Genomic DNA, 24,072 nt, shown 5'->3' with positions numbered 1-24,072 from the left:
CGTCAGCCGTGCTTGACGGCGACCGTCTTCAGCGTGGTGAAGCCGTAGAGCGCCTCGAAGCCCTTCTCGCGCCCGTAGCCCGAGGACTTGACGCCGCCGAAGGGCAGTTCCACGCCGCCGCCCGCGCCGTAGTTGTTGATGAAGACCTGCCCGCTGCGCACCCGCTTGGCCATGCGGAACTGCCGTGCGCCGTTCTCGGTCCAGATGCCGGCGACGAGGCCGAACTGCGTGGCGTTGGCCAGCGCGACCGCCTCGTCCTCATCGGCGAACTGCATCGCGGCGAGCACCGGGCCGAAGACCTCTTCCTGCGCCAGGCGGTGGTTCACCGGCACGTCGCGCAGCAGGGTGGGGGCCTGGTAGAAGCCGGTCTCGGGCGCCTGGTCGACCACCACGCCCTGCGCGACCATCGGGATGCCGGCGACCTGGGCATCGCTCAGGAAGTCCCAGACGCGCTGCTGCTGCGTCTGGCGGATCAGCGGACCCACGTCGAGGTCCATCGCCGCGGGGCCGACACGCAGCGCCTCGAAGGCGCGGCCGAGGCGTTCGAGCAGCGGTTCGTAGATGCCGCGCTCGATCAGCACGCGCGAGCCGGCCGAGCAGGTCTGGCCGGCGTTCTGCACGATGGCGTTGATGAGCACCGGGATGGCTGCGTCGAGGTCGGCGTCGGCAAAGATGATCTGCGGGCTCTTGCCGCCGAGCTCGAGCGTGACCGGGCAGTGCCGCTCGGCCGCGACCTGCTGGATCAGCGTGCCGATCTTCGGGCTGCCGGTGAAGCTGATGTGGTCGATGCCTTCGTGGCGCGCGAGCGCATCGCCCACCTCGTGGCCGTAGCCCGTCACGATGTTCAGCGCGCCCGGCGGGAATCCGACCTCGGCCGCGAGCTGCGCCACGCGGATCAGCGACAGGCAGGCGTCCTCGGCCGGCTTGACCACGCAGACGTTGCCGGCCGCGAGCGCGCCGCCCACGCTGCGCCCGAAGATCTGCATCGGGTAGTTCCACGGGATCACGTGGCCGGTGACGCCGTGCGGCTCGCGCCAGGTGAAGACGCTGTAGCCGTCCTGGTAGGGAATGGTTTCGCCGTGGAGCTTGTCGCAGGCGCCGGCGTAGAACTCGAAATAGCGCACCAGCGCGACGGCGTCGGCGCGTGCCTGCTTCACCGGCTTGCCGCAGTCGCGCTGCTCGATGTAGGCGAGCTCGTCGACGTGCTCGGCGATCTTCTGCGAGAGCTTGAAGAGCAGGCGGCCCCGGTCGGCGGCGCTCACCTTGTGCCAGACACCCTCGAAGCAGTCGCGCGCGGCCCGCACGGCGGCATCGATGTCGGCCGCGTTGCTGCGCTGGATTTCGTCGAAGGGCTGGCCGTCGGAGGGATCGAGCACCGGCAGGGTGCGGCCGGAGGAGGAGGGGACGTTCGCGTTGGCGATGAAGTTGAGTTGCATGAGGCGGGATTTTGCGCGAAGCGGCGCGCGTCCGCCCGGCTCGTCTGCTACCGCGACGCCGCGGGCCGCGCGAGCGCCTTCACCGCATTGAGCATGCGCTCCACGTGCTTGTCGGGATTCAGGTTCTGGTAGTAGTAGGCCACCGTGCCGTTCGGCGCGATCACGTACGAAAGGCGGTTGGCGAAATCGGGCCGGGTCTGCATCAGCGCGTCGAAGCCGTTGATGACCGTCTTCGATTCGTCCGAGGCCACCGGAAAGCGGCTCTGGCAGGACTTGACCGAGAACTTCGCGAGCGTGTCGATGTCGTCGGCCGAGACGCCGATCACGCTGGCGCCGAGCGCCGCGAACTGGTCGATGGCCTCGGCGAAGGCATGGGCCTCGATCGAGCAGTCGCTCGAATCCGCGGCGGGAAAGAAATACACCACCACCGGTCCCTTGGCCAGGGCGTCGGCGAGCGAGTAGCGGAAGGTCTTGCCGCCGAGCGCGGCGTTGGCGGTGAACCGGGGCGCGGGGTCGCCGATGTCCAGCGCGGCCCGCGCGGGGCCCGCCAGGCCGGCGGCCATGGCGGATACGAGCGCAAGTCGTGCGAGGATCGGGCGGGCCATGATGTAACTCCTTGCGGGTGAGTGCCGAATTCTAGGACGGGGCATCGATGGGCGTGGACTCGAAGAAGAACGGCACGGCGAACGGAGCGCGGAACTGATGACGAACGGCTGGAATGGACTTTGGCGCATTGCGCTCGCAGCGGGGCTGCTGGCAATGCTCGCCGCCTGCGGCTCGCTGCCGCCCGCGCGCGAAAGGCCCGCCGAGCACGCGGCCCCGGTCGACGCGTCGACCACGCTCGCGAAGATCGCGGCCGCCTCCACCCCGCCGGGCGAGCATTCGGGCTTCCGGCTCATGCCGCTCGGCGTGTATTCGCTCGATGCCCGCGTCCAGCTCGCGCGGCGCGCGCAGCGCTCGCTCGTGGTGCAGTACTACCAGTTCGAGAACGACGCCACGGGCCGCCTGCTGATGCGCGCACTGCGCGAGGCCGCCGGACGCGGCGTGAAGGTGCGCCTGCTGGTCGACGACCTCTACACGGCCAGGAGCCAGCAGCCGCTGCTGGCGCTGTCGACCGTTCCCAACGTGGAGGTGCGGCTCTTCAACCCCTTCTGCTGCGGGCGCGAGGGCGGCCTGCTGTCGCGCTTCGCGGCCTCGCCCTTCGACGTGGTGCGGCTCAACCACCGCATGCACAACAAGCTCTTCGTCGCCGATGGCGTGATGGCGGTGGTGGGCGGGCGCAACATCGCGGACGAGTACTTCGTGCTCAGCGAGGCGCAGAACTTCATCGACATGGATGCGCTGGTCGTGGGCAAGGTGGTGCCGCGGCTCGAATCGATCTTCGACGCCTACTGGAACAGCGAGCAGGTCTGGCCGGTGGCCGAGATCGTGCGCGGCGAGGGCGGCCGCATGCCGACGGCCGACGATTTCGACGCCTGGATCGGCATGACGGCGCCGCCGCCGAAGATCGAGCTGCCTTCGGTCGACCTGCTCGGCTACGGCCCGATCTCCGAGGAGCTCGACGCGGGTCGCATGGGCCTGCTGTGGGGCGAAGCGCGGGCCATCGCGGATCCGCCGACCAAGCCCGCGACGATGTCGGCGGAGGAGGCCATCGCGACCAGCGTCACGATGCAGGTCTGGTCGCTCATGATGGACGCCAGGGTGCAGGTCGACCTGACCTCGCCGTACCTCGTCCCCGGCGAGAGAGGCATGGCCGCCTTCGAGGATCTCGCGAAGCGCAAGGTCAAGCTCACGTTGCTCACGAATTCGCTGGCCGCCAACGACGAGCCGCTGGTGCACACCGGCTACGTGCGCTACCGGGAGCGGCTGCTCAAGGGCGGCGCCGACCTGTACGAACTGAGCCCGGAGCGCACGGTCGCCGGCAAGCGCTTCGGCACCTTCGGCAAGTCGCTCGGGCGGCTGCATTCCAAGACCGCCGCCATCGACAAGCGGTGGATCTTCATCGGCTCGATGAATCTCGATCCACGCTCCGCGAGCCAGAACACCGAACTGGGGGTGGTCGCCGACAGCCCGCAGCTGGCGCGCGAAATGCTGCGCGTCATCAACATCAGCAAGCTGCAGAACTCCTACCGCCTGCGTCTGGCCAAGGACACCGGCAGGCTGCAATGGCTCACGAACGACGGCGAGAAGGAGGTGATCCTCACCTCGGAGCCGGAATCGGGCTTCTTCCAGCGGTTCTACAACATGCTGATCGCGCCCCTCGTTCCCGAGATGCTGCTGTAGGCCGGGGCCCCCGTTCGCTCGCGTCCCGACGGCAGTGTGGCGCACGGGAGACATCGCCACAACGCCGGGGCAGGCACTTGCATAGGCGTATGCTGCCCCCAGATGCAAACCATGAACACGACCCAAAATCCGTCTCCCAAGACCGATCTGGCAGTGACCCACGTGCTGGCTCAACTGCTGGAGCGGCTTGAGCACAGCGCCGTTCCCGTGGGTGCCGAGCAGTACCGCTCGGTCGTCGAGCACCTGGTGCAGGAATTCAACGACATAGAGCCGGGCGCCGATCTGGGCCGCCTGCTCGACGCCTATCCGGCGGCCGCCGAGGTCTACGAGAACCTCAACTACCAGCATGCCGGCCTGTGCCGCTCGGGCCTCGACGCGGCGCTTGCCGCCGAAGTCAGCGCCAGGAAGGCCATCGAGCGGGCCATGCGGCTCCCCATTGAACCCAGGAAGGACGAAACGAATGGCCAAAGCTGAGGTCAAGACCGCCGTGGTGGCCGACGGCCTGCGCTACAAGTCGAAGGCGCCGGGCTCGCCGTTCCGCGCCTCGGCGTCCTTCAGCGGTGCCACCATGTCCTGCTTCATGTGCGGCAAGCACCGCGTGCGCTCGCAGCTGCGCACGCGCCAGGTCCTGGGCAAGTCGCAGACCGTCTGTGCGCCTTCGTGCAAGGCGCTCGACGAATCGCTCGGCTGACGACCGGCCGGCCCGCTAGCAGGGGCGGGCGACAGTTTCGCGACATGCCCAGGCCATGTCGCTGCGGTTCTTCTTCCAAATCGGCGGCGTTGGATATACAGTTAGACACAATTGATGCATCCCCTTGCATCCATCGAAAGTTCTAATTTCCCATCCGCAATGATTCTGGAATCCAGCCCGTGGCGCCCCGCGCCGCCTGATGAGCAAAGGACCTGCCATGAGTAAATCGCGCCACGTGGTCATGCAGGTCGTCCGGCGCTCGTCCGGCAGTGCGACGCACCACGTCGAGTTCCTCATGGACGACATCTTTGCCGAGCGCCTGCGGCAGTTGCGCTCGCTGGTTCCGCCTCTCGGCAGCCTGAACAAGCAGCGCGACCTCGTCATCGACAAGGTTCGCGTGCGGCTGCCGAATGCCGTCTGGCGCACCGGCCCCGAGGTGGACAACGAGGTCGAGGGCTCCTGCATCGTCATCTCGTCGGAAGGCTCCTTCAATTGCGGCGGCAAGGACCGCCAGACGCGCGAAAAGCTCGTCACCTACAACTTCTCGATCTCGCGCCTCGTCGAGCTGCACGTGGAGCGCCCCGACGGCGAGACCCTCTACATCCGCGACGGGACTTTCGCCAACGACGAGCCTGCCGAGTCGCCGGCCGGCCTCTGGGTGGCCTCGCTGCATGAGCTCGAGCAGGTGATGCGCGTGCCCGACGCGCCTTCGGACTTCGACACGCTGCACGACCTGACCATGCGCCCGGAGCAGCGCGGCGGCGCCGCCCCCGCGCGCGGCGCGATCTTCTACTGAGCAGCGGCGGTCGCGCCAACCGGCGTGTAGTGCGCCCGGTTGTCCTGGAGCCAGCGTTGCGCCAGGGTGCTGTCCTGCTGGGCGGGATGGAAATCGGCGCGGAAGTAGCTGCGCCAGGCGCGCCAGTTGCCGCGCAGCAACCCGTCGCGGCCGAGCAGGATGCGCGCCGCGCTCTTCCAGGTCGCCCATTTCCAGAGCTGCCCTTCATGGCGCAGGTTGTCCACCGTCTGGCGCATCAGGTCGCCGAGGAACATCAGGGTCACGCGGCGGAACCAGCGCGTGCGCCAGGCGTCGGAACCCTCCGCGGCCTTGTAGATGTCGAAGGCGACGGACTTGTGTTCGAGTTCTTCGGCGCTGTGCCACAGCCACATGGTCCGCAGCCGGGGTTCGGCGCCTTCGAGCACCTCCGGATGGGCCAGCAGCCATTCGGCGAACATGGCCGTGAAATGCTCGGTGGCAGCGGTCACCGCGAGCGCATGGCGCGGATCGGCGCCTTCCATCAGCGTCATGCGCCGGCTCGCGCGTTCGGTCCAGCGGTCGACCAGCCCCTGGCGTTCCAGGTGGCTGTTGAAGAGCGAGTGGATGCGCCGGTGCGTCGCTTCCTGGCCGACGAAGCCGCGCACCTCGGTGCGGTACTGTTCCTGAAGCGCGGGCGGCAGCGTGGCGGCCGCGTCGCGCACCGCGTCGATGAAGAACTGCTCGCCGAACGGAAAGCTCATCGAGAGCGCATTGAAGAAGGCAGTGGAGAATGCATCGCCGCCGCACCAGTTGCGGCCGAACGGCGTTTGCAGATCGATCAGAAGGCGGCGCACCACGAGTTCGGTCATGAAACCATCCTTGGAAATTGTTGGTACACATTCGTACCAAGGCCCGCATGGTGCGCCCATTGGCTGGTACCGTCAAGTACCAATGCGTAGGAAAATGTGGAACCGATGAGCATTGCGACCGAAAGCCCTGTCCAGCCGGATGCCTCCGGCGAGGTCGTCCACGAGCACTACGGGCGGCTGCTCGACGGCATGGCGCGGGCCGTGGCCGCCAAGGGGTACGCGGACACGACCATTGCGGACATCGTGCGCGAGGCGGCCGTGTCGCGGCGCACCTTCTACGAGCATTTCGCGACCAAGGCCGAGTGCCTGGTGGCGCTCTACGAGGCTGCGAGCAAGCAGGCGCTGCGGGCGGTCAGCGAGGCCTTCGATCCGGCGCAGCCCTGGCATGCGCAGGTCGAGCGGGCGATCACCGCGTACTTCGACTACCTCGCGCAGGATCCAGTGCTGCTGCGCACGCTGTTTGTCGAGATCCTGGGCCTCGGCATGCCCGGCCTCGCGGCGCGGCGCCGGGTGAATGCGGAGATCGCGAGCTTCATCCAGGCCGCGATCAACGGCAGTGCGGGCGGGCAGGGTGGGCCGGCGGCGCACCTCACGGGCGAGATGGCCATGACGGTCGTGGGCGGCATCAACGAACTGGTGCTCCAGGCGATCGAGGAGGACCGCGCCGGCGCCTTGAACCAGCTGGTGCCGCCCGCCACGCGCCTGGTGCGTGCGGTGGCGGCCGAGAGCGCCCGGTGAAGCAAGCGGTGCGCGGCGCTCAGGCCTGCTGGCGCTGTTGCGCCGGGTCGTAGAAGAACTCTTCCTCGGCGATCCGGTCGCCTTGCCAGCGTTGCCAGGCGAGCTCTTCCATGCGCATGGTCCTGCCGTTCCTGAAACGGAAATCGAAGACCCAGCGGATCACCACATGGTCGCCGTTCACGAGGACGGGGCGCACGCAGGTCGAGTCCACCGATTCCGTGCGATCGAGCACGGCCTGCTCATGGGCGACCAGCGTGCCGCGGCCGCGCCGGGGCTCGGCCTGGTTCTCGCGCATGGTGGCGTCCTCCGTGTAGAAGTCCTCGATGGCCTTCGCATGCGCGCCGCTCTCCACGGCGGCGATGAAGGCCTCGAGCCTTTCGGCCGACGGCATCAGCCCTTGACCTTCACTTCGACGCGGCGAGCTTCGCTCTCCGGACCGGCCGCCTGCGTCTGCTCGGGCTTGGCCAACTCGATCTTGTCGGCCGGGGCGCCGGCGGCCTTGAGGGCATCGCCCACGGCCATGGCGCGCTGCTTGGCCAGCTCGGCGTTCATGGCCGGGTCGCCGCTGGCGTCGTGGTAGCCGCTCACGAGCACGGTGCTGCCGCTCTGCACGGCCTTGACCACGTCGGCCAGCGCCTCCTTCGCATTGGGCGCGAGCTCGGCCTTGCCGCTCTCGAAGTAGAACTTCACCACGCCGTTCTCGACCTTGACGGCCGCGGCTTCGACGGCAGCCACGGCGCCGGTCGCCACGGCGGCGGCCGGGGTCGAGGTCGTGGTCGGCGTCGGGGTCGCCGGCGGCACCGGGGCCGTGGCCTCGGCCCGGACCGGCGCCGCCGGCACCGCGGCGGGCGCGGTCGCGGCCACGGGCGTTTCCACCTTGGCCGGCACCGCGGCCGCAGCGTCGCCAGCGTGGAACTTGACCACCAGCGGCACGATCAGCAGCGCGACGATGTTGATGATCTTGATCAGCGGGTTCACCGCCGGTCCGGCCGTGTCCTTGTAGGGGTCGCCGACCGTGTCGCCGGTGACCGCCGCCTTGTGCGCCTCGGAGCCCTTGCCGCCGTGGTGGCCGTCCTCGATGTATTTCTTGGCGTTATCCCAGGCGCCGCCGCCCGTGCACATCGAGATCGCGACGAACAGGCCGGTGACGATGGTGCCCATCAGCAGACCGCCCAGCGCCTTCGGTCCGAGCAGCAGCCCGACCAGGATCGGCACCACCACGGGCAGCAGCGACGGGATCATCATCTCCTTGATGGCCGCGCCCGTGAGCATGCCCACGGCCTTGCCGTACTCGGGCTTGCCGGTGCCTTCCATGATGCCCGGGATGTCGCGGAACTGGCGGCGGACCTCTTCGACCACCGCGCCGGCCGCGCGGCCGACGGCTTCCATGGCCATGGCGCCGAACAGGTAGGGAATCAGCCCGCCGATGAACAGGCCGACGATCACCATCGGATCGCTGAGGTTGAAGCTGATGTTGAGGCCGAAGCTCTCGAGCTTGTGCGTGTAGTCGGCAAAGAGCACCAGCGCGGCCAGGCCCGCCGAGCCGATGGCGTAGCCCTTGGTCACGGCCTTGGTGGTGTTGCCGACCGCGTCGAGCGGGTCGGTGATGTCGCGCACGCTCGCGGGCAGTTCGCTCATCTCGGCGATGCCGCCGGCGTTGTCGGTGATGGGACCATAGGCATCGAGCGCCACCACGATGCCCGCCATGCTCAGCATGGCCGTCGCGGCCACGGCGATGCCGTACAGGCCCGCGAGCGCATACGAAGCCATGATGGCCACGCAGACGCAGATCACCGGCCATGCGGTCGAGCGCATCGAGACGCCGAGGCCCGCGATGATGTTGGTGCCGTGGCCGGTGGTGGAGGCCTGCGCGATGTGCCGCACCGGCTTGTACTGCGTGCCGGTGTAGTACTCGGTGATCCACACCAGCGCGGCCGTGAGCGCCAGGCCCACGAAGCAGGCGCCGAACAGCTTGAGCTGGCTGCCGGTCGCTGCCACGGCGTTGTCCGGGATGAGCCACGCCGTCACGAACCAGAAGGCGATCAGCGAGAGGATGCCGGCGACCGCCAGGCCCTTGTAGAGCGCCGGCATCACGTTGGTCATGCCCGGCGAGGCCTTGACGAAGAAGCAGCCGATGATCGAGGCGATGATCGACACGCCGCCCAGCGCCAGCGGATAGAGCACCGCGTTCACCGGCGCAGCCGCGACCATCAGCGCGCCCAGCACCATGGTGGCGATGAGCGTGACCGCATAGGTCTCGAACAGGTCGGCCGCCATGCCCGCGCAGTCGCCGACGTTGTCGCCCACGTTGTCGGCGATCACCGCAGGATTGCGCGGATCGTCCTCCGGAATGCCGGCCTCGACCTTGCCCACCAGGTCCGCGCCCACGTCGGCGCCCTTGGTGAAGATGCCGCCGCCGAGCCGCGCGAAGATCGAGATCAGCGAAGAGCCGAACGCAAAGCCGATCAGCGGATTGAGCAGGGCCGACAGGCTGCGGTCGGGCGTGAGGTTGCCGTTGCCCGCCAGGAACCAGTAGAAGACCGAGACGCCCAGCAGGCCCAGGCCCACCACGAGCATGCCGGTGATGGCACCGCCGCGGAATGCGACGTCGAGCGCCGGGCCGATGCCCTGGGTGGCTGCCTGCGCGGTGCGCACGTTGGCGCGCACGGACACGTTCATGCCGATGAAGCCGCAGGCCCCCGAGAGCACCGCGCCGATCACGAAGCCGACGGCGGTCGTCGCGTCGAGGAAGACGCCGATCAGGATGGCCAGGATCACGCCGACCACCGCGATGGTGGTGTACTGCTTGGCGAGGTAGGCGGCCGCGCCGGCCTGGATGGCGGCCGCGATCTCCTGCATCCGCGGATTGCCCGCGTCCTTCGCGAGAATCCAACTTCGGGCCCAGAAACCGTAGCCCACGGCCACGAGGCCACAGACAATCGCGAGGATCAGGGGGGTGTTGCCGATCATGCTTAGCTTCTCCATTCGTTCGTTGTGACTTGTGGAGACGGAAAGCGCAGGCCCTGCGTGCAACGCGTACGGGACCGTGTTTTCCGCCGCGTTGCTTCCTCGAAGCTCGCTGCACCTGGGTGCGGAGCCGATTGGCCAACGGGCTCAATTTACAGGCAAACGCCGGCGCGCGTGCGACGGCGCCGTGACGCGGAAAGTAAACTTGGGGTTTGTCCTTATCCTCCTCATACTTTTCAACTACTCGAAAACGACATGGCCTTCGACAAAGTTTCCCCCGGCAAGAGCGTTCCCGATGATTTCAACGTCGTGATCGAGATCCCCATGAACGCCGACCCGATCAAGTACGAGGTCGACAAGGAATCGGGCGCGATCTTCGTGGACCGCTTCATGACCACGGCCATGTACTACCCGGCCAACTACGGCTACGTGCCGCAGACGCTGTCGGGCGACGGCGACCCGGTCGACGTGCTGGTGATCGCGCCGTATCCGCTGCTGCCCGGCGTGGTCGTGCCTTGCCGGCCGCTCGGCATCCTGCTGATGGAAGACGAGGCCGGCGTGGACGGCAAGGTGCTGGCCGTGCCCACCGACAAGGTGCTGCCGATCTACAGCCACTGGAAGTCGGTGGACGACGTGAACCCGATGCGCCTGAAGGCCATCAGCCACTTCTTCGAGCACTACAAGGACCTCGAAGCGGGCAAGTGGGTCAAGGTGCTGGGCTGGGAGGGCATCGACGCCGCCCGCAAGGAGATCGTGGACGGCATCGCCAACTACAAGAAGTGATCGCCGAAGGGCCGCTGCATGCGGCCGAGCGTGGCGTTCAGCCCGCCTTGAAGGGGCTGCGTTCGCCCAGGTGGTCCATGTAGTTCCCGATCCCTTCGCCCTCGCGGTCCAGGAAGCGCTCGACCGCGTCGGCGAACGCCGGATGCGCGAGCCAGTGCGCGCTCGTCGTTCGTACCGGCATGAGGGCGCGCGCCATCTTGTGCTCGCCCTGCGCGCCTCCTTCGAAGCGCGCGGCACCGTGCGCGATGCACCAGGCCAGCGGCTGGTAGTAGCAGGCTTCGAAGTGCAGGCAGTCGACGCGCTCCAGGGCACCCCAGTAGCGTCCGTAGGCCACGAGCGGGCCGTCGTCGTTGGTCGAGAGGGCGATCAGGCTCGATGCGATCGGCCGGCCTTCGCGCTCCGCGACGAACAGCAGCCACGCTTCGGGCATGGTGTCGGCCATGCGCTGGAAGAACTCCCGCGTCAGGTACGGCGGGTTGCCGTGCTCGCGGTAGGTGCGGGCGTAGCAGCGGTAGAAGAAATCCCAGTCGTCGGATGAAATGTCGCGCCCGCGCGACCAGCGGAAGCTGACGCCGGCCTCGGCCACCTTGCGGCGCTCCTGGCGGATCTTCTTGCGCTTGTCGTGCGAGAGGCTGGCGAGGAAGGCCTCGAAGTCCGCATACCCCGTTCCGTCGCCCGACGCGGGAGCGGCGTTGGTCCAGTGGAACTGCACCGTGCTGCGCAGCATCAGGCCCGCTTCGGTGCAGGCGGCGATGTCCGCCTCGGCACCGAAGAGCAGGTGCAGCGACGACAGATCCTCCTGCCGGCACCATGCGACCAGCCCCTGCACCAGCAGCGCGCGGCTGCGGGCATCGCGTGCCAGCAGCCGGCTGCCCGGCACCGGCGTGAACGGCACCGCCACCACCGCCTTTGGATAGTAGGCGAGGCCATGCTGCTCGTAGGCGTTGGCCCAGGCCCAGTCGAACACGTATTCGCCGTAGGAGTGCGTCTTCAGGTAGGCCGGGCAGGCGGCCTGGAGTTCGTTGCCGCGCCAGAGCGTCACGAAGCGCGGCGTCCAGCCGCTGCGGGGCGAGGCGCTGCCGCTGTCGTGCAGCGCGGCCAGGTATTCGTGGCGCATAAAGGGCGACGGCTCGGCCTCGGCCGCGAGCAGCGCGTTCCACGTGGTCGGGCTCAGCTCCGACAGCGACGCCACCACCCGAATGACATAATCGTTCAAGCCTTTTTCTTCCTTCCGTATGACGCTCAAGCTCGCCATCGCGCAACTCAATTTTGTGGTGGGCGATCTCGCCGGCAACGCGAAAAAAATCGTCGATGCCGCACGCCGCGCCCATGCCGAGGGGGCGCGCCTTCTGCTGACCCCCGAACTCTCGATCGCGGGCTACGCGGCCGAAGACCTGTTCCTGCGCCCCGCATTCACGGAGACTTGCGATGATGCCGTGAAAGGCATTGCGAGCGCGCTGGCCGACCTCAAAGACATGGTCGTGGTGGTGGGGCATCCCACGGGCGGCAGCCTGCGCAGCCGCTCGGTCGCGGTGCAGATGCGCTACAACGCCGCCAGCGTCATCAAGGAAGGCCGCATCCTCGAGACCTACGCCAAGCGCGAGCTGCCGAACTACCAGGTCTTCGACGAGCGCCGCTATTTCACGCCGGGGCAGGGCACCTGCGTGTTCGAGGCGGGCGGCGTCTCGGTCGGACTGCTGATCTGCGAGGACGCCTGGTTCGACGAGCCGGCCGAACTCGCGCGCGCGGCCGGCGCCGAGGTGCTGGCGGTCATCAACGCCTCGCCGTACCACGTCGGCAAGGAAGGCGAGCGCGTGGCGCGCATGGCCGACCGTGCGCGCGCCGTCGACCTGCCGCTGGTCTATGCACACCTGGTCGGCGGGCAGGACGAGGTGGTGTTCGACGGCGCCTCGTTCGCGCTGCAGGCGGATGGCGCGCTGGCGCTGCAGGCCGAGAGCTTCCGGGAGCGCCTAGTGTTCGCCACGCTGGAGCGCCCGAGCGAGAGCGGCGGCAGCGGCGTGCGCGTCGTCGCCGGGCCGGACGCCGTCGCGCCGGCGCGTGATGCCGAAGCCCAGCTCTGGGACGCGCTGGTGCTCGGCGTGCGCGACTACATCGGCAAGAACGGCTTCCCCGGCGTGCTGCTCGGCCTTTCGGGCGGCATCGACTCGGCGCTGGTGCTCGCGATCGCGGTCGATGCGCTCGGCAAGGACAAGGTCCGCGCGGTCATGATGCCGTCGCCCTACACCGCGGACATCAGCTGGATCGACGCGCGCGACATGGCCGGCCGGCTCGGCGTGCGCTACGACGAGATCTCGATCAAGCACACCTTCGAATCCTTCAAGGGCGCGCTCGCCGAGGAGTTCAGGGGCCGGCCCGAGGACACGACCGAGGAGAACATCCAGGCCCGCATCCGTGGCACGCTGCTCATGGCGCTGTCGAACAAGTTCGGCTCGCTGGTGCTCACCACGGGCAACAAGAGCGAGATGGCCACCGGCTACTGCACCCTCTACGGCGACATGGCGGGCGGCTTCGCGGTGATCAAGGACCTGCTCAAGACGACGGTGTTCGCGCTGGCGCGCTGGCGCAACGCGCACGACCCCTACGGCACCGGCGCCTCGCCGATCCCGGAGCGCATCATCACGCGCCCGCCGAGCGCCGAACTGCGGCCCGACCAGACCGACCAGGACAGCCTGCCGCCCTACGACATCCTCGACGGCATCCTGGCGCGCTACATGCAAGACGACGAGGGCATCGACGAGATCATCGCTGCGGGCTACGAGCGCGCGGTGGTCGAGCGGGTCGCTCGCCTGATCAGGATCAACGAGTACAAGCGGCGCCAGGCGCCGGTAGGCATCCGGGTCACCCACCGCAGCTTCGGCAAGGATTGGCGTTACCCTATCACCAGCAAGTTCAACGAAACCGCCGGAGCGCAAAAACCATGAAGCAGATCACCGCCATCGTCAAACCCTTCAAGCTCGAGGACGTGCGCGAAGCCTTGGCAGAAGTGGGTGTCACCGGCCTCACGGTGACCGAGGTGAAGGGCTTCGGCCGACAGAAGGGCCACACGGAGCTCTATCGCGGTGCGGAGTACGTGGTCGATTTCCTGCCGAAGATGAAGGTCGAGGTCGTCGTCAACGAGGGCGACGTCGAGCGCTGCATCGAAGCCATCGTCAATTCGGCGCGCACCGGCAAGATCGGCGACGGCAAGATCTTCGTCACCGACGTGGAGCGCATCGTGCGCATCCGCACGGGCGAGGAGAACGAAAACGCGGTCTGAGGGCCCGCGCCCCGGTCAGAGGTTCTCGGCCAGCCGGTCCTCGCGCGGGTGCAGCGGCACCTCGGCGCGCAGGGCGGCGAGCAGTTCGGCGGGGTCGGTGCCGGTGCGCACCAGCGCCATCTGCCATTCGCCCATGAAGCCTTCGCGCACGCTGTGCGCGAGAAAGCCCAGCAGGCCGTCGTAGTAGCCTGCGGTGTTCAGGATGCCGGTCGGCTTGTCGTGGTAGCCGAGCTGGCGCCAGGTCCAGATCTCGAACAGTTCCTCGAAGGTGCCGATGCCGCCCGGCAGCGCGATGAATGCATCGGCGCGCTCGCCCATCATCGCCTTGCGCTCGTGCATGGTGTCGACCACGTGGAGCTCGTCGCAAAGGGTGTTGGCCAGCTCGCGGTCGACCAGGGCCTTGGGAATGATGCCGACGACGCGGCCGCCGGCCTCGCGCGTGGCCTCGGCCACGGTGCCCATCAGGCCGGTTCGCCCGCCGCCGTAGACCAGCTGACCGCGATGCCGGCCGATCCACTGGCCGACCGCTTCCGCGGCCTTCGAGAACTCGGCCCGCTCGCCAGGACGCGAGCCGCAATACACACAGATCGAGAATTCAGGGGTCATCTCGCCATCATGCCTTGAGCGGCAGGCGGTTTCATGACGCGAAGTGCTGCCAGAGCGCGGCGATCCAGATGCCTCCGCACAGCGTGAGCGAGAGCAGCACGGCGGCGCTGCCCATGTCCTTGGCGCGCTTGGAGAGGTCGTGCCATTCCGGGCCGATGCGGTCGATGGCGGCCTCGACCGCGGTGTTGAGCAGTTCCACGATCATCACGAGGATCGCGCTGCCGGCGAGCAGCGCCACTTCGACCCAGCTGCGGCCCAGCCAGAAGGCCGCCGGGATCATCACGATGGACATGACCGCTTCCTGGCGGAAGGCGGGCTCGCCCCAGCCGGCGCGCAGGCCGTGCAGCGAGATCAGCGTCGCATGCCAGACGCGCTCGAAGCCCTTGCGGGCCTTCTGCGGGTTGACGGCGGGGTCGGGAAGCTTGGATTCCGGCAAGGCACTCATCGGCGGCTCAGGGGCTTGGAGGTGATGAGCCGCGTACCGGCCCAGGCGTCGTGCCAGAACTGGCGCTCGGGGTGAAAGCGCGCCAGCAGGGCCCAGACGGCGACCCATCCGAAGATCAGGACCGTCGATTCTCCACCGGACAGCTTGAAAGGGGCGATGGCCGCCAGCGGCGGCAGGAACCAGATCCAGCTCAGCAGGTAGCGCGCGAGCGCGCGGCGCTGGGTGATGGGGCGTCCCTGCAGGTCGACGATGCGGATGTTCCAGGTCTTCATGGCCAGTGTCTGGCCGCGGGCCCAGAACCAGACGAAGTACACGCCGAACACCACGAACAGGAAGGCCTGCAGCAGGTGCCGCCGGGAATCCATGGCGTCGCGCATCTGGCCGAGGGTGCTGAAGAGCCAGCCCGCCACGAAGACCACCGCGAACAGCAGCATGCCTTCGTAGAGCCAGCACGCCATGCGCCGCCACAGGCCGGGCACTTTCAAAAGAGGAGCGCTGGGTGAAGGAACTGCGGGAGAGGAGGAGGGACTCGATTCCGGAACTTCGGAAGAGATGGGAACCATCGAAGCCTTGGGGGTCAGGGGGGCAAAGGCTGCTCGGTGGCCTGGCCCGCGGGGAGGGAGGACGAAGGCACGAGCACCTGCGCTTCGGCCGGAATAGGCTGCATTGCCAGGCCGCTGCTGCCGGCTGCGGCGGGCGTGGGTACCGCCGCGGAGGTGCGCTCCGGCGGCGAGCCCGCCAGGACGGCCGCGGCCGGCGCGGTGAGCGCCGGCGTGGCGGGGGACGGCGGCGGGGCCAGCATGATGCGCGGCGTGTGCTGTCCGGCGGGGGTGACGGCCGGCACCGCGACGAGTTTCTGGGCCGGCACCGGGCGCACGGGAATGGCCGCGCCACGGGGCTTGGCGGGCGCACGCTCGGCCAGCCGGCGCTTTTCTTCGTCGCTCAGCGCCTGGTACTGCTCCCACTTGGCCTTGCGCTCGTCGGCAGGAAGGCGCTTGACCTCCGCGAAATTGAGGCGCGCCTGGGCGCGCTGCTGGTTGCTCAGGGCGGCCCATTCGATCATGCGGCTGTGCAGCGTGGTCTGGTCATCGGCCGACATGTTGGCGTAGTTGCGTGACAGTGCCAGCCACTTTCGCTTGTGACCCGCATTCAAGGTGTGCCAGTGCGAGGCGAGCGGCTGCAGCGCCTGCTGCTGTTCCGCGGTGAGTTCGTTCCAGTAGGGGCGCGTCGCCGGGACGGCTTTGGCGGTTGCGGTCCGCGCCGTTTCGCCCGTCTGCCTGGCGGGCTCGCCGGTGGTGTGCGCGCTGGCCAGCGTCAGGCCGAAAACCGCAGCGGCGAGCGCGCCCGCCCAAGCGACTGCGCCCGGCTTTGGCGGGCGCAGCGGGCGGGACGCGGAATGGCCGGTGACGAAGGAGCGTCGCATGCGTGGTTCGGCGGGTTCGGTCAGTCGGACGCGCCGTCCGATTTGAGGAACTGGGCGAATCCGGGGTCCGTGTAGGCGGCAGGCGGCAGGTCGTCGGTCAGCAGGGCGGAGTCGACTTCCGCGAGTTCGCTCGCCCGGTCCTCGTCCTGCATCACGCTGATGGTGATCAGGCCGGCCACGAGGGCGATCAGCGGCACCACCGAACCGATGCGGGTCCACCAGCCGCCGCCCAGCGTCGCCGTGTGCCCCGACTGCATCACCGCCGGCGCGGCGCGCAATTGCGGAGCCTGCTTGCGCGCGGCGACGGCCTGCGCGCGAGCCACGCGCAGCCGCTCGCCGATGTCGTGCGGCAGCGTCTGGCTTCCATCCGACAGGCGCGCAGCGACGCGCTGGCCGAATCGGTCTTCGGCCGCAACAGAAGAGTTTGGAACCTTAGTGTTCATAGCGAAATTCCCTTGGCTTTGAGCGCTTTGCTCAAGGCGTGCACGGCGCGCGAACAGTGGGTTTTGACGCTGCCCTCGGAGCAGCCCATTGCGGCGGCCGTTTCGGCGACGTCCATTTCTTCCCAGTAACGCATCAGGAAAGCCTCTCGTTGACGGCCCGGCAATGCTGCGATCTCTTCTTCGATCTCGCGGAAGATTTGCGCGCGGCGGGTCGTGTCCTCGGCGCTTTCCGTCTCTCTGGAGTCGGTCGGCGAGACGAAGTTCTCCAGCAGATCGAAATCGCCGTCGTCTCCGGCGGCCTCGAAGTCGCCGAGGTTCGAGAACAGGGCGCGGCGGGTCTTCTGCCGGCGGAACCAGTCGAGCGTGCAGTTCGAGAGGATGCGCTGGAACAGCATCGGCAGCTCTTCCGGCGGCTTGTCGCCGTAGTGCTGCGCCAGCTTCATCATGCTGTCCTGCACGATGTCGAGTGCCGCTTCCTCGTCTCGCACGTGGTAGACCGAGCGCTTGAAAGCGCGTCGTTCGACGCTCTTCAGAAAGTCGGAAAGTTCGAGTTCAGTGGCCAAGCGAGAGAGGACGCCGCAGGCGCCGCATGGGGAATGGGGTGTCTGGAAGCGCTTGTGTTTTTCTGCGCGGATTATGCCCTTGCGTCTTTTCCTGGCGCTTTCGGCGCGGAAGCGGTCGCATCGATGTCATAATCCGCCTTGCAAGTCAAAAGGCAAACGGGTCACGGTCCGGCGGAACATCAGTCCGCTCATGGCTTTGGCCTCAAGTCCTGGCGCGGCCCCACAAGGGCTGGCAAGGGGCACCCAAGGTATTTCGTTCCCGAAATAGACAAAGGTTGATCATGGAAATCTCCAAGGCGGAAATTCTTTCCGCAGCCGCTGCGTCCACCGGCGCCGGCAACGCCACGCAAGAACTCATGGGCGCCGAAGTGCTGGTCAAGGCACTGCAGGCCGAAGGCGTCCAGTACGTCTGGGGCTATCCCGGCGGCGCGGTTCTGTACATCTACGACGCGTTCTACAAGCAGGACACCATCCAGCACGTGCTGGTGCGCCATGAGCAGGCCGCCGTCCACGCAGCCGACGGCTATGCGCGCGCCACCGGCGAGGTGGGCGTGGCGCTGGTCACTTCCGGCCCGGGCCTGACGAACGCGGTCACCGGCATCGCGACGGCCTACATGGACTCGATCCCGATGGTGATCATCTCGGGCCAGGTGCCGACCGCGGCCATCGGCCTCGACGCGTTCCAGGAATGCGACACCGTCGGCATCACGCGTCCCATCGTGAAGCACAACTTCCTCGTCAAGGATCCGAAGGACTTGGCACTGACGATGAAGAAGGCCTTCCACATCGCGCGCAGCGGCCGTCCCGGCCCGGTGGTGGTCGACGTTCCCAAGGACGTCTCCTTCAAGAAGATCGCCTACGCCGGCTATCCCGACAAGATCGAGATGCGCTCGTACAACCCGGTGCGCAAGGGTCACGGCGGGCAGATCCGCAAGGCGCTGCAACTGCTGCTGAACGCCAAGCGACCCTACATCTACACGGGCGGCGGCGTGCTGCTGGGCAACGCCTGCAACGAGCTGCGCACGCTGGTCGACATGCTCGGCTACCCCGTCACCAACACGCTGATGGGCCTGGGCGCCTACCCCGCGAGCGACCGCAAGTTCCTCGGCATGCTCGGCATGCACGGCACCATCGAGGCCAACAACGCGATGCAGAACTGCGACGTGCTGCTGGCCGTGGGCGCGCGCTTCGACGACCGCGTGATCGGCAACCCGAAGCACTTCGCGCAGAACGAACGCAAGATCATCCACGTCGACATCGACCCGTCGAGCATCTCCAAGCGCGTGAAGGTCGACATTCCGATCGTCGGCGACGTGAAGGACGTGCTCACCGAGCTGATCTCGATGATCCGCGAGAGCACCACCAAGCCCGACGCCGGCGCGCTGGCCGCGTGGTGGAAGACCATCGAGGCCTGGCGCGGCCGCGACTGCCTCAAGTACGACCGCGACAACAAGGACGTGATCAAGCCGCAGTACGTCGTCGAGACGCTGTGGAACATGACCAAGGACGCGGACACCTACATCACGTCCGACGTCGGCCAGCACCAGATGTGGGCCGCGCAGTACTACCGCTTCGACGAGCCGCGGCGCTGGATCAATTCGGGCGGCCTGGGCACCATGGGCGTGGGCATTCCCTACGCGATGGGCATCAAGCTCGCGAAGCCGCAGTCGGAGGTGTTCACCATCACGGGCGAAGGTTCGGTGCAGATGTGCATCCAGGAACTCTCCACCTGCCTGCAATACAACACGCCGATCAAGATCTGCTCGCTCAACAACCGCTACCTGGGCATGGTGCGCCAGTGGCAGGAGATCGAATACTCCGGCCGCTACAGCCACAGCTACATGGATGCGCTGCCCAACTTCGTGAAGCTCGCCGAGGCCTACGGCCACGTCGGCATGCTGATCGAGCGGCCGCAAGACGTGGAGCCGGCGTTGCGTGAAGCGCGCAAGCTCAAGGACCGGACCGTGTTCATGGACTTCCGCACCGACCCCACCGAGAACGTGTTCCCGATGGTCAAGGCGGGCATGGGCATCACCGAGATGCTGTTGGGTTCCGAAGACCTCTGAACGGTCTGCGGCGCATTCGCTAACTTCGAACTGACGAATCTATTGTCCGTCGAGCCCGCGCATTACCGTGCGCGGGGGAGGGCGGCGAAAAGAGGAGTCGCGCAAACATGAAACACATCATTGCAGTGCTGCTGGAAAACGAGCCCGGTGCTCTTTCCCGCGTGGTGGGCCTGTTCTCGGCCCGTGGCTACAACATCGAGTCGCTGACCGTCGCGCCCACCGAGGATGCGAGCCTCTCGCGCATGACCATCGTCACCGCGGGCTCGGACGACGTGATCGAGCAGATCACCAAGCACCTCAACCGCCTGATCGAGGTCGTCAAGGTGGTCGACCTGACCGAAGGCGCCTACACCGAGCGCGAGCTCATGATGGTGAAGGTGCGCGCGGTCGGCAAGGAACGCGAGGAGATGATGCGCATGGCCGAGATCTTCCGCGGCCGCATCATCGACGTGACCGACAAGAGCTACACCATCGAGCTCACCGGCGACCACGGCAAGAACGACGCCTTCCTCGAGGCGATCGATCGCGGCGCGATCCTCGAGACCGTGCGCACCGGCGCCAGCGGCATCGGCCGCGGCGAGCGCATCCTGCGGGTCTGAGCGACCATGAAGAAAACGGAGCTCGGTCGCCGCCCGTTCGGGCCGAGCTTGTCGAAGCCTCCGCGCGAGCGGGGACTGCATTGAGCCCTTCGACAGGCTCAGGACGAACGGCACAACAACCCACTGCAATCCGCACATCCATCTGGAGAACATCATGAAGGTTTATTACGACAAGGACGCCGACCTCAGCCTCATCAAGGGCAAGACGGTCGCCATCATCGGCTACGGCTCGCAGGGCCATGCGCATGCACAGAACCTCAACGACAGCGGCGTGAAGGTCGTGGTCGGCCTGCGCAAGGGCGGCGCTTCGTGGCCCAAGGTCGAGAAGGCCGGTCTCCAGGTCGCCGAAGTGGCCGACGCGGTGAAGGCCGCCGACGTGGTCATGATCCTGCTGCCCGACGAGCAGATCGCGAGCGTCTACAAGAACGACGTGGCCCCGAACATCAAGGAAGGCGCTTCGCTCGTCTTCGCGCACGGCTTCAACGTGCACTACGGCTTCGTGCAACCGCGCGCCGACCTCGACGTGTGGATGGTCGCGCCCAAGGCCCCGGGCCACACCGTGCGCAGCACCTACACGCAGGGTGGCGGCGTGCCGCACCTCGTGGCCGTGCACCAGGACAAGTCGGGCAAGGCGCGCGACCTCGCGCTGAGCTACGCCACCGCCAACGGCGGCGGCAAGGCCGGCATCATCGAGACCAACTTCCGCGAAGAGACCGAGACCGACCTGTTCGGCGAGCAGGCCGTGCTGTGCGGCGGCACCGTCGAGCTGATCAAGGCCGGCTTCGAGACGCTGGTGGAAGCCGGCTACGCGCCCGAGATGGCCTACTTCGAATGCCTGCACGAGCTCAAGCTCATCGTCGACCTGATCTACGAAGGCGGCATCGCCAACATGAACTACTCGATCTCGAACAACGCCGAATACGGCGAGTACGTCACCGGCCCGCGCGTCGTGACCGAAGAGACCAAGAAGGTCATGAAGCAGGTGCTGAAGGACATCCAGACCGGCGAGTACGCCAAGAGCTTCGTGCTCGAGAACGCAGCCGGCGCGCCCACGCTGATCAGCCGCCGCCGCCTGAATGCCGAGCACCAGATCGAAGTCGTCGGCGAGAAGCTGCGCGCGATGATGCCCTGGATCAAGAAGAACAAGCTGGTCGATCAGACCAGGAACTAGGACCACCCCCAGGCTACCCTGCTTCGCAGGTCCGCCTCCCCCCTCGAGGGGGCGCAGCCTGCGGCCCGGCGGAGCCGGTTCCGCGGCTGCTCCCGAAGGGGCTTCGCTTCGCTTGCCTCGCGGGTCGCACAGGCCGTCGATGATCGACGGCCTTTTTTCTTTTGGGCGCGGGGGCGGCTCTGTAACGCTGAACTACACTTTGCCCATGCATGACGACACGCAGTTGATGTCCATCGAGCCGAAGAAGCGGCGCAAGGGCATCTACATCCTGCCCAACCTTTTCACGCTGGCCGCGCTGTTCGGCGGCTTCTATGCGATCGTGATGGCGATGAACGCGCGCTTCGATCTCGCCGCGCTCGGCGTGTTCGCAGCGATGATCCTCGACAGCCTCGACGGCCGCGTGGCGCGCATGACCAACACGCAGAGCGCGTTCGGCGAGCAGATGGATTCGCTCTCGGACATGGTGTCCTTCGGTGCCGCGCCGGCGCTGATCGCCTACGAATGGTCGCTCAAGGGCCTCGGGCGCTGGGGCTGGATCGCAGCCTTCGTCTACTGCGCCTGCGCGGCGCTGCGGCTCGCGCGCTTCAACGTCAACACCGGCGTGGTCGACAAGCGCTGGTTCCAGGGCCTTCCATCGCCGGCCGCGGCTGCACTGGTGGCGGGTTTTATCTGGCTCATGACCGAATGGGGCAAACGCGGCGGCGAGGTGCTGTACCTCTCGTGGACGCAGGTCACCTGGCTCACCTTCGGCTTCACGCTCTATGCCGGCCTGTCGATGGTGACCAATGCACCGTTCTACAGCTTCAAGGACGTGCAGGTGAAGAAGAGCGTGCCGTTCGCAGTGATCGTCCTCATCGCGCTCGGCATCGCGGTCATCAACATCCATCCGCCGACCGTGCTGTTCGGCCTGTTCGTGGCCTACGGCCTGAGCGGCTATGCGGTCTACGCGTGGCGCAAGGCCAAGGGCCAGCCGGTCAGCGTGATCAGCACTTCCACCGAAGAGCCCGACGAACGCGGCTTGCATAACTGATGCTGGCTTGTGCTACATTCGAAACCCTCATGACCAAGATTTCGCTTCTGGCCCTACTAGCTCTCCCTCACGGGCGGAGACGGTAGCGCACGCGCAGATCCCTCACCACGGCCCGTTCGCACCAGCAACGGGCCGTTTGTCTTTTGGGGTTGCTGGTTGATCGCCAACCATCACAGAGAAATCGACATGCTCAAGCAACCTCAAGCCAAATACCGCGCATTCGCCCCGATCGGCCTCAAGGACCGCACCTGGCCCGACGCGGTGCTGACCAAGGCCCCGATCTGGCTGTCGACCGACCTGCGCGACGGCAACCAGGCACTGGTCGAGCCGATGGACATCGCGCGCAAGATGCGCATGTTCGAGACGCTGGTGGCGATCGGCTTCAAGGAAATCGAAGTCGGCTTTCCCTCGGCCTCGCAGATCGAATTCGACTTCGTGCGCAAGCTGATCGAGGAAGACCGCATTCCCGACGACGTGACGATCCAGGTGCTCACGCAGGCGCGCGACCACCTCATCGAGCGCACCTTCGAAGCGCTGCAGGGCGCGCCGCGCGCCATCGTCCACCTCTACAACGCGGTCGCGCCGGTGATGCGCCGCGTGGTGCTCGGCCTGGACGAGGACGGCATCGTCGAGCTTGCCGCGAGCCACGCACGCATGTTCAACACGTTCGCGGCCAGGCAGCCCGGGACGCAGTGGACCTTCCAGTATTCGCCCGAGATGTTCTCGGGCACCGACGTGGTGTTCTCCAAGCGCGTGGTCGACGCCGTGACCGAGGTCTGGGCGCCCACGCGCGAGCACAAGTGCATCGTCAACCTGCCGACCACCGTCGAGCATTCCACGCCGAACATCTTCGCCGACATGATCGAGTGGATGCACCGCAACCTCGCGCGGCGCGATTCGATCATCCTCTGCGTGCATCCGCACAACGACCGCGGCACCGGCACGGCCGCGGGCGAACTGGCATTGATGGCCGGCGCCGAGCGCATCGAGGGCTGCCTGTTCGGCAACGGCGAGCGCACCGGCAACCTCGACCTCGTCAACGTCGCGCTCAACCTCTACACGCAGGGCGTCTCGCCGAACCTCGATTTCTCGAACATCGACGAGATCCGCGCCACGGTCGAGCACTGCAACCAGATTCCCGTGCATCCGCGGCATCCGTACGTGGGCGACCTGGTCTACACCTCGTTCTCGGGTTCGCACCAGGATGCGATCAAGAAGGCTTTCGCGGCGCGCAGCGAAGGCGAGATCTGGGACATGCCCTACCTGCCGATCGACCCCAAGGACGTGGGCCGCAGCTATGAGGCGGTGATCCGCGTGAACAGCCAGTCGGGCAAGGGCGGCATCGCCTACCTGCTCGAGAGCGAATACGGCATCGAGATGCCGCGCCGCCTGCAGATCGAGTTCAGCCAGGTCGTGCAACGCGTGATGGACGTCGCCGGCAAGGAACTCACGGCCGCCGATCTCTGGGAACTGTTCGTGCGCGAATACGGCATCGAGGCCGCGCATGCGCTGCAGCACCGCGTGATCGAGGAAGAAGGCGAGGGCGCCGAGGCGGCCGTGGTGCTGCGCGGCGACCTGCCGTGGGACGGCGAAGTGCGTGCCATCGAAGGCCGCGGAAACGGGCCCATCGACGCCTTCACGCAGGCGCTGAGCCGGGCGACCGGCCATTCGGTGCGGGTCATGGACTACCACCAGCATGCGGTCGGCGCCGGCGCCGATGCGAAGTCGGTGGCCTACCTCGAACTGCGCATCGACGAGACCCAGACGCTGTTCGGCGTCGGCATCGATGCGAACGTGGTCTCGGCATCGCTCAAGGCCATCGTCTCGGGCCTGCAGCGCGCGCGCGGCCGGGGCGCGCACAGCGCACAATCGGCGGTTGAGCTCGCCTGACGCAGTCCGCCGCCGTCCGCGCAAGGTGCCAATGAACG

The 24,072-nt window shown here is 67.2% G+C and carries 25 protein-coding genes; 13 read left to right on the top strand and 12 right to left on the bottom strand.

The genetic code is table 11. The annotated features are described in order from the left end of the window. Positions 1-2: 2 nt before the first annotated feature. Both M2165_RS23305 and M2165_RS23300 read right to left on the bottom strand, forming a co-directional pair. On the bottom strand, positions 3-1,436 hold the full coding sequence (locus M2165_RS23305; RefSeq protein ID WP_280816947.1) for an aldehyde dehydrogenase family protein: 1,434 nt from the start codon (positions 1,434-1,436) through the stop codon (positions 3-5). Between the two features lie 47 nt (positions 1,437-1,483). Continuing rightward, entirely contained in the window at positions 1,484-2,041 is a 558-nt protein-coding gene (locus M2165_RS23300) for a peroxiredoxin (protein ID WP_280816946.1), read from the bottom strand. Between the two features lie 97 nt (positions 2,042-2,138). Here M2165_RS23300 and M2165_RS23295 point away from each other — a divergent pair, with 97 nt between their 5' ends. The 4 genes from M2165_RS23295 (at position 2,139) to M2165_RS23280 (ending at position 5,206) form a co-directional block, all read left to right on the top strand. Next, positions 2,139-3,719 carry a phospholipase D family protein gene (locus M2165_RS23295; protein WP_280816945.1) on the top strand — a complete coding sequence of 527 codons (1,581 nt, stop codon included), beginning with the start codon at positions 2,139-2,141 and terminating at the stop codon, positions 3,717-3,719. A 102-nt stretch (positions 3,720-3,821) separates the two neighbouring features. Continuing rightward, on the top strand, positions 3,822-4,193 hold the full coding sequence (locus M2165_RS23290; protein ID WP_280816944.1) for a hypothetical protein: 372 nt from the start codon (positions 3,822-3,824) through the stop codon (positions 4,191-4,193). Further along, positions 4,180-4,410, top strand: a complete 231-nt coding sequence (locus M2165_RS23285; protein ID WP_280816943.1) for a hypothetical protein — start codon at positions 4,180-4,182, stop codon at positions 4,408-4,410. Before M2165_RS23290 ends, M2165_RS23285 begins: the two co-directional genes overlap by 14 nt. A 217-nt stretch (positions 4,411-4,627) precedes the next feature. Further along, entirely contained in the window at positions 4,628-5,206 is a 579-nt protein-coding gene (locus tag M2165_RS23280; protein WP_280816942.1) for a hypothetical protein, read from the top strand. Here M2165_RS23280 and M2165_RS23275 read toward each other — a convergent pair. After that, positions 5,200-6,033, bottom strand: coding sequence for a metal-dependent hydrolase (locus M2165_RS23275; RefSeq protein ID WP_280816941.1), 834 nt, complete (start codon positions 6,031-6,033; stop codon positions 5,200-5,202). The genes M2165_RS23280 and M2165_RS23275 overlap by 7 nt on opposite strands. A gap of 105 nt (positions 6,034-6,138) precedes the next feature. On the opposite strand from M2165_RS23275, the gene M2165_RS23270 reads away from it, so the two are divergent. Continuing rightward, positions 6,139-6,771 (top strand): TetR/AcrR family transcriptional regulator, encoded by a 633-nt coding sequence (locus tag M2165_RS23270; protein WP_280816940.1) that lies wholly within the window; start codon positions 6,139-6,141, stop codon positions 6,769-6,771. 19 nt (positions 6,772-6,790) lie between these two features. Here M2165_RS23270 and M2165_RS23265 read toward each other — a convergent pair whose 3' ends face one another. Beyond that, a complete protein-coding gene (locus M2165_RS23265; RefSeq protein WP_280816939.1) occupies positions 6,791-7,162 on the bottom strand; it encodes a nuclear transport factor 2 family protein in 372 nt (123 codons plus the stop codon). After that, a complete protein-coding gene (locus M2165_RS23260; protein WP_280816938.1) occupies positions 7,162-9,741 on the bottom strand; it encodes a sodium-translocating pyrophosphatase in 2,580 nt (859 codons plus the stop codon). Before M2165_RS23260 ends, M2165_RS23265 begins: the two co-directional genes overlap by 1 nt. A 252-nt stretch (positions 9,742-9,993) precedes the next feature. Between M2165_RS23260 and ppa the strand changes: the two genes are divergently transcribed. After that, on the top strand, positions 9,994-10,521 hold the full coding sequence (gene ppa, locus M2165_RS23255; protein WP_280816937.1) for an inorganic diphosphatase: 528 nt from the start codon (positions 9,994-9,996) through the stop codon (positions 10,519-10,521). Between the two features lie 37 nt (positions 10,522-10,558). Here the strand turns inward: ppa and M2165_RS23250 are convergent, their stop codons facing one another. Beyond that, entirely contained in the window at positions 10,559-11,737 is a 1,179-nt protein-coding gene (locus M2165_RS23250; protein ID WP_280816936.1) for a GNAT family N-acetyltransferase, read from the bottom strand. A gap of 19 nt (positions 11,738-11,756) precedes the next feature. On the opposite strand from M2165_RS23250, the gene M2165_RS23245 reads away from it, so the two are divergent. Next, positions 11,757-13,463 carry an NAD+ synthase gene (locus M2165_RS23245; protein ID WP_280816935.1) on the top strand — a complete coding sequence of 569 codons (1,707 nt, stop codon included), beginning with the start codon at positions 11,757-11,759 and terminating at the stop codon, positions 13,461-13,463. After that, on the top strand, positions 13,460-13,798 hold the full coding sequence (locus M2165_RS23240) for a P-II family nitrogen regulator (protein WP_280816934.1): 339 nt from the start codon (positions 13,460-13,462) through the stop codon (positions 13,796-13,798). The genes M2165_RS23245 and M2165_RS23240 overlap by 4 nt, the downstream gene beginning before the upstream one ends. 15 nt (positions 13,799-13,813) lie before the next feature. Here the strand turns inward: M2165_RS23240 and M2165_RS23235 are convergent, their stop codons facing one another. From M2165_RS23235 to M2165_RS23210, 6 genes are read right to left on the bottom strand one after another with little or no spacing between them, the layout of a single operon-like run. Next, positions 13,814-14,404, bottom strand: coding sequence for a TIGR00730 family Rossman fold protein (locus M2165_RS23235; RefSeq protein WP_280816933.1), 591 nt, complete (start codon positions 14,402-14,404; stop codon positions 13,814-13,816). 31 nt (positions 14,405-14,435) lie between these two features. Continuing rightward, positions 14,436-14,849: a diacylglycerol kinase gene (locus M2165_RS23230; RefSeq protein WP_280816932.1), complete on the bottom strand. Its 414-nt coding sequence runs from the start codon at positions 14,847-14,849 to the stop codon at positions 14,436-14,438. Then, positions 14,846-15,412, bottom strand: coding sequence for an RDD family protein (locus M2165_RS23225; protein ID WP_280816931.1), 567 nt, complete (start codon positions 15,410-15,412; stop codon positions 14,846-14,848). The genes M2165_RS23230 and M2165_RS23225 overlap by 4 nt, the downstream gene beginning before the upstream one ends. A gap of 14 nt (positions 15,413-15,426) precedes the next feature. Next, entirely contained in the window at positions 15,427-16,272 is an 846-nt protein-coding gene (locus M2165_RS23220; RefSeq protein WP_280816930.1) for a DUF3106 domain-containing protein, read from the bottom strand. A 20-nt stretch (positions 16,273-16,292) separates the two neighbouring features. Next, on the bottom strand, positions 16,293-16,715 hold the full coding sequence (locus M2165_RS23215) for a DUF3619 family protein (RefSeq protein ID WP_280816929.1): 423 nt from the start codon (positions 16,713-16,715) through the stop codon (positions 16,293-16,295). Next, entirely contained in the window at positions 16,712-17,278 is a 567-nt protein-coding gene (locus M2165_RS23210; RefSeq protein ID WP_280816928.1) for an RNA polymerase sigma factor, read from the bottom strand. The genes M2165_RS23215 and M2165_RS23210 overlap by 4 nt, the downstream gene beginning before the upstream one ends. Before the next feature lie 281 nt (positions 17,279-17,559). Between M2165_RS23210 and M2165_RS23205 the strand changes: the two genes are divergently transcribed. From M2165_RS23205 to leuA, 5 genes are all read left to right on the top strand, one after another. Beyond that, positions 17,560-19,344, top strand: coding sequence for an acetolactate synthase 3 catalytic subunit (locus M2165_RS23205; RefSeq protein ID WP_280816927.1), 1,785 nt, complete (start codon positions 17,560-17,562; stop codon positions 19,342-19,344). 107 nt (positions 19,345-19,451) lie between these two features. Beyond that, entirely contained in the window at positions 19,452-19,943 is a 492-nt protein-coding gene (gene ilvN, locus M2165_RS23200) for an acetolactate synthase small subunit (RefSeq protein ID WP_068683703.1), read from the top strand. 154 nt (positions 19,944-20,097) lie between these two features. Further along, positions 20,098-21,114 carry a ketol-acid reductoisomerase gene (gene ilvC, locus M2165_RS23195; RefSeq protein WP_280816926.1) on the top strand — a complete coding sequence of 339 codons (1,017 nt, stop codon included), beginning with the start codon at positions 20,098-20,100 and terminating at the stop codon, positions 21,112-21,114. A gap of 205 nt (positions 21,115-21,319) precedes the next feature. Further along, positions 21,320-22,144: a CDP-diacylglycerol--serine O-phosphatidyltransferase gene (gene pssA, locus M2165_RS23190; protein ID WP_280816925.1), complete on the top strand. Its 825-nt coding sequence runs from the start codon at positions 21,320-21,322 to the stop codon at positions 22,142-22,144. Between the two features lie 186 nt (positions 22,145-22,330). Next, complete coding sequence (leuA, locus tag M2165_RS23185; protein WP_280816924.1) at positions 22,331-24,034, top strand: 2-isopropylmalate synthase; 1,704 nt, start codon at positions 22,331-22,333, stop codon at positions 24,032-24,034. Positions 24,035-24,072 lie beyond the last annotated feature (38 nt).

Origin of the sequence: Variovorax sp. TBS-050B (assembly GCF_029893635.1) — a bacterium.
Taxonomy (GTDB): Bacteria; Pseudomonadota; Gammaproteobacteria; order Burkholderiales; family Burkholderiaceae_C; genus Variovorax.
This window is presented reverse-complemented; position numbering and strand designations above follow the sequence as displayed.